Here is a 14,827-nt window from a genome sequence, read left to right as displayed (position 1 = left end):
TAAGGCGTTGTTTAGGTGAACGCTCTCCAGATCAATGACAGTAAATCGAAACCCTTACCCAATGAAAAAGTGATATAGCATCGTTAACGATTCTTCTAGATTACATGTTTACTAATCAATTTATTCTTCTCCATTCAATAGGATTTCCACATTTATCAAAAACATGAATAGTAAGGAAATTTTTAGGAAAGATTATATTTGTAAATTGTTAAAGGAAATAGGTGATAAGTGTTGAGAGTTTTGCAATTCAATTATAAGTTGCCCCGATATATCTTCACCAAAATGGCAGGGAAATTTTTCCCATCTGTTCATTGGAATTCAAGTTTCTCCTGTTTACAATTTATGGAACGTTCGGAGCCTGATCTTCCGAATGAAAATTGGGTTAAAGTTAAGGTGAAATATGGCGGCATTTGCGGGAGTGATCTTAATCTCCTGTTTTTAAATGATAGCCCTGCTACCTCTCCATTCGTTTCTTTTCCCTTTACGATCGGCCATGAAATTGTAGGGGAAATTATGGAAGCGGGTTTACAAGCTAATGAGTTTAATAAGGGAGATCGAGTTGTCATAGATCCTATTTTATCGTGTGAATCGAGAGGTATTGAAAAACCTTGCCCACCATGCATGAAAGGGAATTTTAGTCTGTGTGTTAACAAAGCGAATGGGGATTTGTCTCCGGGCTTGTTAATAGGTGCCTGTCGTGACACCGGTGGCGGATGGAGTTCGTATATTGTGGCTCATAAAAGCCAGATTTTTAGACTACCTAATGAAGTAAATGATCTCAATGGTGTAATGGTAGAGCCTTTTAGTTGTGCATTACATTGCGTTTTAAGAAATCCTCCTAATAAGGACGATACTGTTCTTGTTATTGGAAGCGGAGTGATTGGTCTATGCGTTATTGCCGCTATTAGAGCGTTAGAAATTCCTTGTAAAATTGTTGCTTTGGTTAAGCATAAAACGCAAGCTGAGTTAGCCTCTAAATATGGAGCAGATAAAATAATACTGCTTCAAAAATCATCATATGTGGATGAACTTGCAAAATCTCTTAATGCACAGGTACTAAAACCACTTTTTGGTTCTGAGGTAATACAAGGAGGAGCAGATATAGTATATGAATGTGTCGGAAAAACACGAAGTATAAACGATGCCCTTCGTTTTACTAAAAATGGGGGGAGAGTCGTTTTACTAGGTCTGGCTGGCATTATGAACGGAATAGATTGGACAACCGTATGGCTTAATGAGTTAGAGGTGAAAGGAAGCTTTGCATACAGTACAGAGCGATATAATGGGAAAACCACACGGACATTTAATATAGCCATTGAATTAATGCGTCTAGGAAAAGTCGATTTATCACCATTGGTAACTCACCAATTTCCAATAGAGGATTATCAAAATGCGCTTAATACCGCTTCAAATAAAAAATATCGTGGTGCGATTAAAGTTGTTTTTGAACCTAACAGACAATATAAAAAGAAGACTGGAGGAATACATAAATGAAGAACTTTACAATATCTAGTTTTGAAAAAAGTCCTTTCTTGTCGTGGTATACCGATGGGTTAAAGGAAAAGTTCACAACGGAAGGATACGAGTATTGCGATGAAACAATCGATGATATCAGGATTGTATTTAATGTAATTACACAAGAAAAGCCTCGTCCGTTCCGTAGAAAAGCTCAAGCGACTTTTGTAGTTTCTATACTAGAGTTTAATAAGGAACCGGAAAATGTTTTTGAGACTGCTTATCCATATCTTATTAGAACTTTAGCAAACCATTTAATCTTTATTGTAAATAATGAAGAAAAAACAGATGTATATTTTATTACTCCTGAACAGGGATTTTATAAATTAAGCTATCAAAAAGAACAACAGGAGGAATTTTTCAATAAGATTTATCAAAGGTTAGAACCGGTAGCCTCAGCTCAGTTAGTTATTGACAATCATTTTATAGATGATCTAGATCAAAACTTATGGAACGGAAACAATATCACACAAAAGATGTTCATTGCAGGAAAAAAATTGGACGAAATGAACTTGTTGCCAGCACCTTTTCCACTTGAAAAGTATTTGTCATCCCGTGATATGCGTCAGTTAAAAAAGTTATACGGAATAGGTGGGCTCAGTTATGGGAATCTAAGCAGCCGACATGATGAAAAAACCTTTTGGATGAGTGCGAGTGGTGTCAACAAAGCTAATATGCGAGTAGTTGGCCAAGATATATTATATATCAATGGGTTTAATCCGGAAAAAAATGCAATGGAAATAAAGGTTCCTCCACGTATTTCTCCAAAAAGAGCGTCAGTTGATGCGATTGAACATTGGATGATTTATAAAGAACATCCTAAAGTTGGAGCAATTGTCCATATTCATGCATGGATAGATGGCGTAAAAGCAACCGAAATTAACTACCCTTGCGGCACGATTCAATTAGCGGAAACAGTGGCAGACCTCGTACGAAATGCTGATGATCCATCAAGGGCAATAATCGGACTTAAGAATCACGGTCTAACGATTACAGGCCGTAATTTGGATGATATATTTGACCGAATCGATGGACAGGTCATGTCTCAGGTACCAAGTGCATAAGAAAATTCATGTAAAAATTGTAAGTTAGGAGTAAAAATATGGAAAATATGATCGAACCGATCGATAGGGTTGTAATCGCTCTTGGTCCTATCCAAATTTACTGGTACGGTGTAATTATCATGTCAGGTGCCTTTATTGGTCTGTTGATCGCTACCCGTGAAAGCGAACGACTTTATCTGCCAAGAGAAACATTTGTTGATCTTGTCTTTTTTGCGATTCCTATATCAATCATCTTTGCCCGTGTTTATTACGTGATTTTTAAATGGGAATATTATTCTGCTCACCCCAATCAGATACTTGCAATCTGGGAAGGCGGACTGGCTATGCACGGCGTTCTAATAGGGGCGATATTAACGATAATAGTGTTTGCGAAGGTTCGGGAAATTTCGTTCTGGAAAATTACTGACATTCTAGCGCCTAGCCTGATCCTGGGTCAGGCAATTGGGCGCTGGGGAAATTTTATCAATCAGGAAGCCCATGGGGGACCGGTATCGCGGGGATTTCTCGAAGACCTGTTTCTGCCTGAATTTATTATAAACCAGATGTATATAGAAGGAACTTATTATCATCCGACGTTTTTATATGAGTCTCTTTGGAACTTTGGCGGATTTATCGTGTTGATGTCACTTCGACGAACTAATTTAAGACGTGGTGAGTTGTTTTTAACATACATCATCTACTACTCGTTTGGTCGTTTCTTTATAGAAGGAATGAGAACTGATAGCTTAATGCTTACGGAAAATTTGAGGATAGCTCAAGTCATTTCTATCGTATTAATCCTAGTAGCGATCCAGATAATCTGGTACCGTCGAAAGAAAGGTTATGCCAATATACGCTACTTAGACAATGGTATGTAAAAAATAGAGGCAAGTTTGGTTTACACCTAAGCATAGGGTTAATCCCGATTGTTTTCACTTATTCTTCTGTAGTGATTCAACTCAAATAAATGTCTTTTTCAATTGCAATTCTTACGGCACCAAAATAAAAATTTTTATCAATACTATGAACATCTCTTTAGAAAATTACCATAGTTCAATATACCAACCTGTGAAGTTGTATGAAACCCGTTATTATTTCTAATACTCTAAGTAAAAAACTTCTCAATAGGAGTGAAAAAGTGATTAAAAATAAAAGTAAAAGCACAAGAATTCACCTTTTTTTGCTACTAGTTGTTACCGCTGTTTTTATATGGTCTGTTATCAAACCAACAGGAGGATACTCGTCTTGGGCAACAGAGGCTATTCCTGCTATTGTCGGGATAATTATCGTTATTGTAACTTACAATAAATTTCGCCTCACAACACTTTCTTATATGATTATTTTAATTCTAACGATTGTTATGTTGGTCGGTGGTCATTACACATACACAAGGGTACCCATTTTTAATTGGATAAAAGATAATTTTGATTTAAACCGAAATCACTATGATCGATTTGGCCATCTCTTAAAAGGGATGATTACAATTGTGATAAGGGAAATATTATTGCGTAAAACTCAACTAACCAAAGGATCTTGGCTTTTTTCCATTGTTATTAGTATTTCACTTGCAATCGCTGCAATGTACGAAATCATTGAATTTTTATTTGTGAAAATAACACAGGGAGGAAAAACAGCTGAAAATTTTTTAGGTATGCAAGGCGATCAATGGGATTCACAATGGGATATGTTACTAGCACTAATTGGATCGATTCTTGCATTGATATTCCTTTCAAAACTACACGACAGATTCTTAAAGAACGAAATCAACAAAAAATGAATAAATTTGCGTTTTTCTTTTTTATTACATTTTCATAGTAAGGTTCTATTAAGGAGTATGGTCCTACAAGCTACAACACTTTAGTGGTAAAAACATTAACCAACACCTTGTATCGTCCATTCAAAAGTCGGTCTACTAAACCCAGTGTCAGCATTTCCAAAATCATTTTATTTCTTACATACCGTACTAAATGTTGGTTACATTAAAAATAAGTGGAGGTGAAGAAAATGGAAGATAAAAAAGATAAAATTCAGGAAAACGTACGAACACAGCTCGGTGGCATGGGTCTATATGGCACAACCAGCAATGAGGAAGTAGCAGGTTACCGGGCATCGGGAGATATTGAAAATGCCGGTCAGCTCGATAAGGGGTTTCAAAAAGAACCGGGTAATGAGGGTGAAACTGCATCTTTCTCTATTAAACAGCAAAAGGAAAATGAGTAATAAGGTAACTTGCTTTCTAATTGCTCTTTAGTGCGTTTCTCTCAAAGCTTTAGGGTATATATAAATGTTCTTCTTTATTGTATAGGCATCTAACTGTAGCATCTTTTTTTATACTCTCATAAAGTTGTTTTGTTTACTCCGTTTCATAAATTACTGATTCCGTCCATGGGAAGAAAAAGTCCATATCAGGGTGGACGATGAGCATACGTTAGAGATCGGTCTAGCACCTGTATTTGGTTTAATATAAACACTCAAAGATGTGTTGGCAAATAGGGAGTACTTAGCGAATAAGGATAGTGATGAGGTTCAAAAAAGGATTATTGAAAAAAGAGCAATCGAAAAATCGGCTGCTCTTTTTTTGTAGTTCAAGTTTAATTTACTCTTCAGCCATCAATTCTAATCTCGTAACTCCTTTGCCCTTATTCTTCATTTTTAGTAACACCATCCTTCCAATTTCAGTTGTTTCCTTTACATGCGTCCCGCCGCACGCTTGTTCGTCAATGTCACCGATTTTCACAAGGCGGATCTCTTTAACCGATTCAGGAATCAGGTTAACGACTGTTTTAATAGAGCCTGAAATGGATTCGGCTACATCTCTTGGAACTAGTCTTACAGATACAGGATGATTGTGTTCAACTTCCTCGTTCGCTTCCTCTATCATTTTTTCAATTTCTTCAGTCTTTAACTCCGTAATATTCGTTAAGTCAATACGTGCGCGATCTTGATAGATCTGGTTACCTGTGCAAAGGGATTCAAAGTGTTTAAAACATACAGAGCCTAATACGTGAAGCATCGAATGATGACGCATCAGGCCTTTTCTCCGTTTCCAGTCTATTTCTGCTGAGACTGGCCCAATCGAAAGTCCTGAAGAATCGTTTACATAATGTATGATCTCTCCTTGTTCTTTCTTAACTCTTAAAACCTCAGCAGTTGTATCACCTTGAATCAGCCAACCGATATCATGCTCCTGGCCGCCGCCAGTAGGATAAAAAACTGTTTGATCAAGAACTACTTTTTCATCAATAATACTAACAATCTGTGCTTCGCATCTTGTTTGGTAACTATCACTTAAATAAAGTTCCCTTGTCAATCAAATCATCCTCTCTATCAAGTTAAGCTTTATGACCCAATTATAGACAAAATGAATAAAAATTACAAAAAATTTTAAAAATTACAAAAAATTGTTGAAATGTCTGAAAATTATGACATAATTAAATTATTCAAATAAAAAAGGAGGATGAATGAATGCCTATAGAAGAAAAAATTAAGAGTCTCGGAATTTCTTGGCCACAACAGATTCCCCAGCCAATGGCAAATTATGTGACAGTTCGTAGGAGTGGAAATCTCTTATTTCTTTCAGGTGCAGGTCCTTTTGTGAATGGTAAAGCGGTCTATGTTGGTAGAGTCGGAAATGAAATCTCTACTGAAGACGCCTACGATGCAGCTAGAATTTGCGCTATCAATCTATTAAGCGTTATTCAAGGAGAGGTTGGGAGCCTAGATAACATCAAACTAGTTAAACTATTAGGTTTTGTGAGTAGTGCTGATGATTATTATCAACAACCAGAAGTGATAAACGGAGCATCAGATTTCCTTGTAGAAGTTCTCGGGGAGAATGGGAAGCATGCCCGTTCTGCTATCGGGACGAGCGTGTTGCCTTTCAACATTCCAGTCGAAATCGAGCTGATAGCAGAAATAAAAGAATAGGAGGTTATCTTATGTTTGTTACGTTAAAACAAATCGAACAAGCTAGAGCAAATCTCAGAGGTATTATTATTCCAACTCCATTGCTCGATTCAAGAACTTTTTCAAGCCTCTCCGGAAATGAAATCTATCTAAAAACGGAGAACCTTCAAAAGACGGGATCCTTTAAGATACGCGGAGCTTATAACAAAATGGCCAGTCTGACAGAGGCAGAACAAGCTAGGGGAGTAGTTGCTTTTTCGGCAGGGAACCATGGAGCGGGAACAGCGTATGCAGCTAAAGCCTTGGGAATCAGCGCAACTGTCGTCATGCCTGAAAATCCGGTTTTAAGCAAAAAAAATGCGATCCTGCATTATGGAGCAAAAACGATTGAACATGGCACAACATCAATAGACGTACATAAAAAAGCATTGCAGATTCAAGAAGATGAAGGACGTGTGATGATCCATCCTTATGATGATGAATTTATCATTGCGGGACAAGGCACGATTGGATTAGAAATTTTCGAAGATTTACCGGATATTGATGCGATAGTTATCCCCGTAAGCGGAGGCGGTCTTATTTCTGGAATTGCGGCTGCGTTAAAAGAATTAAAACCAACCGTTAAGGTTATCGGGGTTAATACAGAAGGTGCAACCGCAATGTATACATCCCTTCAGCATAACTGCCCAGTTGAGATAGAAAAGGTAAATACCATTGCTGATGGTTTGATGTGTAAGAAACCTGGTGAACTCACCTTTGCTCATACGCAACGCTATGTGGATGACCTTGTATTAGTTTCAGAGAAAGAAATTGCAGATTGTGTTTCAGTGCTTGCTGAACGAGCCAAGCTGGTTGTTGAGCCATCAGGTGCGGCCGCACTCGCCGCAATTATAAACGGACACATCCATTTACGTAATAAAAAGGTAGCTGTTATGGTCTCCGGTGGAAATATCAGTTTTGAACTCTATCAGAAACTAATAAGAGAGTATAACGAGCGAAATTATAAAACAAGTGAGGGTGTTAAATAATGTATAAATTAACGAACATCCGAATTTTAACGTGTAATGGAGAAGAAATCGAGGTTGGCGAAGTCCTTTTTAACGAGGATGTCATTATCGATGTGGGTAAGCAGGTAAGTATGGAAGATCCTAAAATTAAAATAATTGATGGTTCGGGCATGACCGTGCTGCCGGGATTGATTGATTCTCACGTTCATTTAGGTATGGATGCTTCACCAGATCCATTTGCAAGTATGAAAGATGAAGGACCAGTAGAAATTGCTTTAAAAGCGGTCCAGCAAGGGCATGAGTTTTTAAAAGCAGGAATTACATCAGTTCGTAACCTTGGAACGAGAGATAATGTAGATATTTCTTATAGAGATAGCGTAGAAGCAGGTCAAATCGAGGGACCGAGGGTATTTGCAGCTGGACGGCCTATCGTTATGACAGGTGGCCATGGTCATGTGATGGCTATTGAGGCAGACGGATGTGATGAAGCAAGAAAAGCAGCTCGTACACAGCTTAAAGCAGGTGCGGACCTGTTAAAAGTCATGGCGACTGGGGGTGTATTAACCAAAGGAAATGAACCGGGAGCCACACAGTTTACTGAAGAAGAGATGCGTTGTATTTGTCAGGAAGCCGCTAATGTTTCAAAAACGACGGCTGCTCATACAATTGGAACAGAAGGAATAAAAAACGCCATCAGAGCTGGTGTAACAACGATTGAACATGCGTATCTTCTTGATGAAGAAGCTGTCGATCTTATGTTGCAAAAGGGAACATTCCTGGTACCAACTCTTTTAGCTCCTCGTTTAATTTTAGATAAAGACGGTGCGGTACCTAAATACATGATCGGTAAGGTAAAAAAGATTATTGATGATCACAAAGTAAGTTTTCAGATGGCTTATCAAAACGGAGTGCCTATTGCAGCAGGTACTGATGCAGGAACACCTTTTAATGTTCCAGGTCTACTTGTAGATGAACTCCAGCTGATGGTTGAATACGGGATGAAGCCGCATGAAGCTCTTTACTCTGCTACCTTTGGAGCAGCCAAAGCTGTAAGAATGGAAGGTGAAATAGGTTCAATTGACATTGGGAAAGCCGCTGACCTCATAATTGTAAATGGTAATCCGATTGAAGATATAGAACAGCTTCGTCACCCAGTATATGTATTTTCAAGAGGACGTCTTGTGCACGAAAAAACCTCTCACATTAATACACACCACGAATTGAAAGTATAGTACATCTTCTAAGTTTTCTTACCTTTTTTCACCTTCAATACAAAGCTTAAAAACATTAAAAAATATAACAAACAAACCTTACCCTTGGCTTGTACAATTCAACCATAAAAGGAGTGAGAAAAATGAAGCAATCCTATTCTATTGAACAGGTGAGGAGCAAGTTTCCTGCTTTAAACAGATTAGATGCAGAGAAACCTGTCATTTATTTTGATGGGCCTGGTGGAACTCAGATGGCCGAACATGCTATAGAATCCATGTATCGATACATCACGAACGGGATGGCAAATCTTCATGGAACTTTTTATACGAGTGTTGATACGGATAAAGTCATGGACGAAGCGCGGCAGGCTGTAGCAGACCTTCTTGGATGCGCGGCAAATGAAGTTGCGTTTGGTGCAAACATGACAACCCTAGCCTTTTCTATTGCTAGAAGTCTTACTAGTTTTATAGAAAAGGGAGACGAAATAGTTGTTACAGAACTTGATCACAGGGCAAATGTTGACCCATGGCTGACTCTTGCAAGAGATAAAGGCGCAATTGTTAAATATATTGAACTCGATGAGAAGTCTTATACCTTAAAAATGGACCAGTTGGATGAAGTGATTACATCTAGAACGAAACTAGTAGCTGTCGGGTTATCGTCTAACGTTACTGGAACGGTAACGGATGTAAGTGCAATAGTACAGAGGGCAAAAGAAGTGAACTCGCTTGTTGTAATCGATGGGGTTCATGCTGTTCCCCATTTGCCCATTGATTTCTATGAATTAGGCTGTGACATTCTACTTTGTTCAGCCTACAAATTCTTTGGTCCACATGTTGGCCTCGCGGTAATAGAGCAATCGCTTTTTGAAAAGCTTCAAGTCTATAAATTAGAACCAGCACCGGTTAATACTCCTTATAAATTGGAGACTGGAACACAAAACCATGAGGGAATAGCTGCCGTAATTGGTGCTATTACATTTATAGAAGAACTTGGCCATGGTGAGTCCAGGCGTGAAAGAATTTTGTCTGGGATGAGCTTTATTGAAAAGTATGAGAATGAGCTTTCAAATGATATTGAAAACTTTTTGAGTAATTTATCTGAAGTTCAATTATATCGGGCACCTACAGGTAGGAGAACACCAACCTTTGCATTTACCATCAAAGATCAGAATTCTAGAGAGGTAACAGAGTGGCTAGCCAAAAAATACAACATGTGTGTAGCCGATGGTGATTTCTATGCATCTACGATGGCGGAAAAGTTCAACGTATATGCAAGTAGCGGCTGGATTCGGATTGGACTAGCTCCGTACAACACGATAGAAGAGGTTCAACTGTTTAAAAAAGGTTTACAAGCGTTTATCGAACAGCATAAAAAAAACGCAATAGTTTAAGGAAGACTATCAACTAAGATAAAGAGAAAAACGGGGGCAAAATCATATGAAACAAGTAGTTACAGACATTCCTTCTGCATTGGAAAATTATCTTCTCATCGCAGAAGGAATAGCTAAAACATTTGGAAGCTATTGTGAGGTGGTGGTACATGACTTAAGGAACGTTTCCTCATCAATCGTTGCTATTTACAACGGACATGTAACTGGCAGAGAGGTCGGATCACCTGTTACCGATCTTGGACTGACTTTTCTTCGAAAGAGAAAAAACGAAAACCTACTATTAAATTATCCGAACAATGGAATCAAAGGTAAAAAAATCAAGTCCACATCGGTCATGATCCGAGATGAAGAAGGAGTAGTCATTGGCTGTCTCTGTATTAACATCGATATCACACTTCTTTCGATGGCAGGAGCCATCATAAATGACTTAATGCATGTAGAAGAAAAGAATGAAGAGGAATCGTTTCCGATTAACGTAAGTGATTTAGAGAATCAGATCATTGAAAAGGCTACTCGGCAAATCGGAAAACCTATTTCTTTAATGGACAAGAATGAACGAATGGAATTTATACACATGCTGGACGAAATGGGTCTATTCCTCATTAAGGGAACTATCCAAAACATAGCCAAACTATTAGACGTATCAAAATTCACCATTTATAACTATCTTGAAAAAAAACCTTAAAATTAGGGAGGGGATTCTTTTGGAGGCACCTAGATTGCAAGTTGAGAAGAAGCCAAAGAAGGGACTATTTTATCGGTTGTTAGATTGGGTAGAAATAAACGGAAACAAGTTACCTGACGTTTTAACCTTATTCGTTATTTTTACTGCAATCATTTTGGTTGTCTCTATGATTGCTGGTCTTTCTGGATGGAGTGCAATCAATCCCGCAACTAAGGAAAAAATAGTGGCTATTAACTTATTAAATGAAGAAGGAATCAAACGTATCCTCTCTGAGATGGTAAAAAACTTTGTTAACTTTCCTCCGCTAGGCCTTGTACTTGTGGTCATGCTTGGAGTAGGACTTGCGGAATCTACAGGTCTCATTTCAGCGTTTATGAGAAAAGTCGTTTTATCAGCTCCAAGTAAATTGATCCTACCGATCATTGTATTGATCGGGATTGTCGGAAATGCTGCAGCTGATGCAGCTTTAATCGTGCTACCCCCTGTTGCAGCAATGATCTTTCTCGCATTAAAAAGAAACCCGATCGCCGGGCTCTGTGCTGCTTATGCTGCTGTTGCAGGTGGATTCAGCGCCAACCTAATAATTAATCTACTTGATGCTATGCTTGCTGGTTTTACTGAATCCAGTGCACAAATCATAGATCCTGCCTACAAAGCAAACCCTGCTATGAACTATTACTTCCTGTTTGCCTCAACATTTGTTCTATTACCGGTAGCCGTATTTGTAACAACAAAAATCGTTGAACCTCGTCTAGGAACTTACAACAGTCAACAGGCATTAGATGAAGAAGGTAAGACGGAACTTACTACAGTGGAAAAAAGAGGACTAAGATGGGCCGCAATCTCGCTTGGGATTTTTGTAGCGATCATACTCGCTGTGACTGTTCCGTCAAACGCTATGCTCCGCCATCCTGAAACGGATTCTATCATTGTATCACCGTTCATGGATTCTCTCGTACCCATCATGTTTTTGTTCTTCTTTATCCCAGCCCTCGCGTATGGTGTTGGAGCAAAAACAATAAAATCTGACAAGGATGTGGCAGAACAACTCAGCAAAGCCATGTCAGGGATGGGATACTACATCGTCTTAGCTTTTATTGCTGCTCAAATGATCACCTATTTTGCCTGGAGCAATCTGGGTTCCATTATCGCCATTAAGGGTGCAGAGGCACTACAGTCGATAGGAATGGTAGGTTTACCGCTTTTAATTTGTTTCATACTCTTTACAGCCCTGGTTAATTTACTAATTGCAAGTTCATCGGCAAAATGGGCGATTTTAGGGCCTGTTTTTGTTCCGATGTTTATGATTCTAGGCTATAGTCCTGCATTTACACAGATCGCATACCGAATTGGCGACTCTATCACCAATACCATAACACCAATGCTCGCATACTTTGCCATATTGTTATCCTTTGCCAAAAAGTTTGATAAAAATATGGGGGTCGGCACATTAATCTCATCCCTACTTCCATATACCATCGCGTTCGGAATTTTCTGGATCGTACTGTTCTCCATCTGGTACCTATTAGGGCTACCATTGGGGCCAGGTGCGTATATCAAATTGTAAACGAACTGCTTCAAAGGAGGTATGGGATGAAGACAAAAATAAAAAATGTTCACCTGTTTGACGGGATGAAGCTTCATAAAGATAAAACGACGATAATATTTGACGAAAAAGAAATTCTAGCTATCGGTGATGTGAATAGTCTGTCAGTGGATATGGAGATCGACGGGGAAGGATTAACTTGTCTTCCTGGTTTAATGGACTGTCATGTTCACCTGACGATGGACGGAGTCGCAGATCCATTCTGTGAACTCATATCTGATTCTGAAGCGGATGGTTCTTTTAGGGCCGTCCGTAATGCTCAAAATCAGCTTTATTCTGGGGTCATCACCGTCCGGAACGTTGGAGCCAATCATAATATTGACATTGCCCTAAGAAATGCCATTGAAAAAGGGATAATTGAAGGACCCAGGATACTAGCTAGTGGAAAGCCGATCGTTATGACAGGAGGTCACGGTTATCCTATGGCTATTGAAGCAGATGGTGTAGACGAAGTAAGAAAAGCTGCCAGAACACAGTTAAAAGCTGGTGCAGATTTGCTGAAGTTAATGGCCACAGGCGGTGTGATGACAGATGGTGTTGATCCGAATTCACCACAATTAAGCGAAGAAGAACTCCGTTGTGCTTGTACAGAAGCTTCCAATGCAGGAAAAACGACAGCTGCCCACGCACAAGGTCTTGCAGGAATAAAAAATGCCATTCGGGCCGGAATCACGACAATAGAACATGGGATTTACTTAGATGATGAAGCGATTGAAATGATGGTCGAAAAAGGGACCTATCTAGTTCCAACACTTGCAGCTCCCTATTTTATCGACAAACATGGATTAGAAGAAGGGGTTCCTGTTCATGCCGTAAAAAAGAATCAGGAAGTAATGGAACACCATAAACAAAGCTTCCGCAGAGCAATCGAAGCAGGTGTAAAAATAGTTGCTGGAACAGACGCCGGAACACCATTTAATCGACATGGAGACTTTCCAACAGAGCTAGAACTGATGGTGGAGTATGGAATGAGTCCGATAGAGGCGTTTCGTTCTGCGACCATTATTCCAGCACAAGCTATGAAAATTTCAGATAAAACAGGCTCATTAGAAGAATGCAAACTTGCTGATCTTGTACTCGTTAAAGGAAACCCCTTTGAAAATATGTCTGACGTTAGAAATGTCGTTTATGTATTTAAGGAAGGTAAGTGTGTCCTATCCAGTAATAAAAAAATCCTAACATTCCATTAAAGGAGTTGAGAATTATGGAAAAACTGTTTTCATTACTGAAACAAAACTACGATGAAATGGTAGGGATTCGGAGGCATCTCCATCAAAATCCCGAGCTTTCTTTTGAAGAGGTGGAAACACCAAAGTATATTGCCGCGTACCATGAGAGGTTAGGGCATGAGGTTCGGACAGGCGTTGGGGGAAGAGGCGTTGTTGCCACATTAAGAGGCAGTAAACCTGGTAAAACTGTAGCACTTAGGGCGGATTTTGACGCACTTCCTATCCAGGAAGAAAATGAGGTTCCGTACAAATCCAAAATAGATGGAGTAATGCATGCGTGTGGTCATGATGGACATACTGCGACATTGCTAGTTTTAGCAAAAGTACTGAATCAAATGAGAGAAGAACTGGAAGGGACGATCGTTTTCATCCATCAACATGCTGAAGAACTTGCTCCGGGTGGTGCAATTGCAATGGTAGAGGATGGTTGTCTGGATGGTGTAGACGTTATCTTCGGTACACACCTTTGGGCGACCAGCCCAGTAGGGGAAATTGGATATAGAACCGGTCCCACCCTAGCAGCGGCCGACCGTTTTCACATTACGGTAAAGGGTAAGGGAGGCCATGGGGCGCAGCCTCATCTTACAAAGGATAGCGTTGTAATTGCTTCGCAACTCGTCGTGAACTTACAGCAAATCGTAAGCCGCCGTGTTGATCCCCTTGATTCAGCAGTAATCTCTATCGGTTCTTTTGAAGCTAAGAATGCCTTTAACGTCATTGCGGATACGGTGGAACTAACAGGGACGGTTAGAACATTCAGGGAAGAAGTTAGAACTAAGGTTGAAAGTGAAATAAAAAGGGTTACCAAGGGAACTTGCCTCGCTGCAGATGCTGAATTCTCTTATCAGTTCATAAGGGGGTATCCACCAATGGTGAATCATAAAGAAGAGACTGAATTTGTAGCTAAACTTGCACCTGCTGTTCCTGGCGTAACGGAAACACTGGAAATGCAGCCACAAATGGGCGGCGAGGATTTTGCTTATTACCTTGAAAAAGTGCCGGGAACCTTCTTTATATCCGGTGCAAAGATTGCAGCACGTGAAGAGACATTCCCTCATCATCATCCTAAGTTCGATATAGATGAAAAGGGATTGTTGATCGCAGCAAACGTCCTGGGAGCATCAACTTTAACTTATTTGAAAAATGGAGGAGTCCGTATTCCTGATAAGGAAAAAGCGGGGTTAGTTTAATTCTGTTTTTATGATAAGCAACTGAGATATAGATGTAGTAC

Annotated in this window: 14 protein-coding genes; 13 read left to right on the top strand and 1 reads right to left on the bottom strand. The window is 39.4% G+C overall.

Translation table 11 applies throughout. The features are described 5' to 3' along the window. The first annotated feature begins 231 nt into the window (after positions 1 to 231). The 5 genes from M3196_RS01775 (at position 232) to M3196_RS01755 (ending at position 4,778) form a co-directional block, all read left to right on the top strand. Entirely contained in the window at positions 232 to 1,494 is a 1,263-nt protein-coding gene (locus M3196_RS01775; RefSeq protein ID WP_251320538.1) for a zinc-dependent alcohol dehydrogenase, read from the top strand. Then, entirely contained in the window at positions 1,491 to 2,579 is a 1,089-nt protein-coding gene (locus tag M3196_RS01770; RefSeq protein WP_251320537.1) for a class II aldolase/adducin family protein, read from the top strand. The genes M3196_RS01775 and M3196_RS01770 overlap by 4 nt, the downstream gene beginning before the upstream one ends. A 38-nt stretch (positions 2,580 to 2,617) precedes the next feature. Continuing rightward, a complete protein-coding gene (gene lgt / locus M3196_RS01765) occupies positions 2,618 to 3,436 on the top strand; it encodes a prolipoprotein diacylglyceryl transferase (RefSeq protein WP_251320536.1) in 819 nt (272 codons plus the stop codon). A gap of 260 nt (positions 3,437 to 3,696) precedes the next feature. Then, entirely contained in the window at positions 3,697 to 4,335 is a 639-nt protein-coding gene (locus M3196_RS01760) for a DUF2238 domain-containing protein (RefSeq protein WP_251320535.1), read from the top strand. A gap of 227 nt (positions 4,336 to 4,562) precedes the next feature. Next, a complete protein-coding gene (locus tag M3196_RS01755; protein WP_251320534.1) occupies positions 4,563 to 4,778 on the top strand; it encodes a hypothetical protein in 216 nt (71 codons plus the stop codon). Positions 4,779 to 5,154: 376 nt separating this feature from the next. On the opposite strand, the gene M3196_RS01750 is transcribed toward M3196_RS01755, so the two are convergent. After that, on the bottom strand, positions 5,155 to 5,868 hold the full coding sequence (locus tag M3196_RS01750) for an alanyl-tRNA editing protein (protein WP_251320533.1): 714 nt from the start codon (positions 5,866 to 5,868) through the stop codon (positions 5,155 to 5,157). Positions 5,869 to 6,023: 155 nt separating this feature from the next. Here M3196_RS01750 and M3196_RS01745 point away from each other — a divergent pair, with 155 nt between their 5' ends. The 8 genes from M3196_RS01745 to M3196_RS01710 all read left to right on the top strand — a co-directional run bounded on the left by M3196_RS01745 (position 6,024) and on the right by M3196_RS01710 (position 14,786). Next, a complete protein-coding gene (locus M3196_RS01745; protein WP_251320532.1) occupies positions 6,024 to 6,485 on the top strand; it encodes a RidA family protein in 462 nt (153 codons plus the stop codon). An 11-nt stretch (positions 6,486 to 6,496) separates the two neighbouring features. After that, positions 6,497 to 7,492 carry a threonine ammonia-lyase gene (gene ilvA / locus M3196_RS01740; protein WP_251320531.1) on the top strand — a complete coding sequence of 332 codons (996 nt, stop codon included), beginning with the start codon at positions 6,497 to 6,499 and terminating at the stop codon, positions 7,490 to 7,492. Beyond that, on the top strand, positions 7,492 to 8,703 hold the full coding sequence (locus M3196_RS01735; RefSeq protein ID WP_251320530.1) for a metal-dependent hydrolase family protein: 1,212 nt from the start codon (positions 7,492 to 7,494) through the stop codon (positions 8,701 to 8,703). Before ilvA ends, M3196_RS01735 begins: the two co-directional genes overlap by 1 nt. A gap of 122 nt (positions 8,704 to 8,825) precedes the next feature. Beyond that, positions 8,826 to 10,076 carry a cysteine desulfurase-like protein gene (locus M3196_RS01730; protein ID WP_251320529.1) on the top strand — a complete coding sequence of 417 codons (1,251 nt, stop codon included), beginning with the start codon at positions 8,826 to 8,828 and terminating at the stop codon, positions 10,074 to 10,076. A 46-nt stretch (positions 10,077 to 10,122) separates the two neighbouring features. After that, on the top strand, positions 10,123 to 10,761 hold the full coding sequence (locus M3196_RS01725) for a helix-turn-helix transcriptional regulator (RefSeq protein WP_251320528.1): 639 nt from the start codon (positions 10,123 to 10,125) through the stop codon (positions 10,759 to 10,761). 19 nt (positions 10,762 to 10,780) lie between these two features. Then, complete coding sequence (locus M3196_RS01720) at positions 10,781 to 12,328, top strand: AbgT family transporter (protein WP_251320527.1); 1,548 nt, start codon at positions 10,781 to 10,783, stop codon at positions 12,326 to 12,328. A 26-nt stretch (positions 12,329 to 12,354) separates the two neighbouring features. Beyond that, positions 12,355 to 13,557 carry a metal-dependent hydrolase family protein gene (locus tag M3196_RS01715; protein WP_251320526.1) on the top strand — a complete coding sequence of 401 codons (1,203 nt, stop codon included), beginning with the start codon at positions 12,355 to 12,357 and terminating at the stop codon, positions 13,555 to 13,557. Between the two features lie 14 nt (positions 13,558 to 13,571). Then, a complete protein-coding gene (locus M3196_RS01710; RefSeq protein WP_251320525.1) occupies positions 13,572 to 14,786 on the top strand; it encodes a M20 metallopeptidase family protein in 1,215 nt (404 codons plus the stop codon). Positions 14,787 to 14,827: the final 41 nt, after the last annotated feature.

Source organism: Fictibacillus nanhaiensis (assembly GCF_023715445.1).
Lineage (GTDB): Bacteria > Bacillota > Bacilli > Bacillales > Fictibacillaceae > Fictibacillus > Fictibacillus nanhaiensis_D.
Note: the sequence above shows the minus strand (reverse complement) of the source record. Positions and strands in the feature narration are given on the sequence as shown.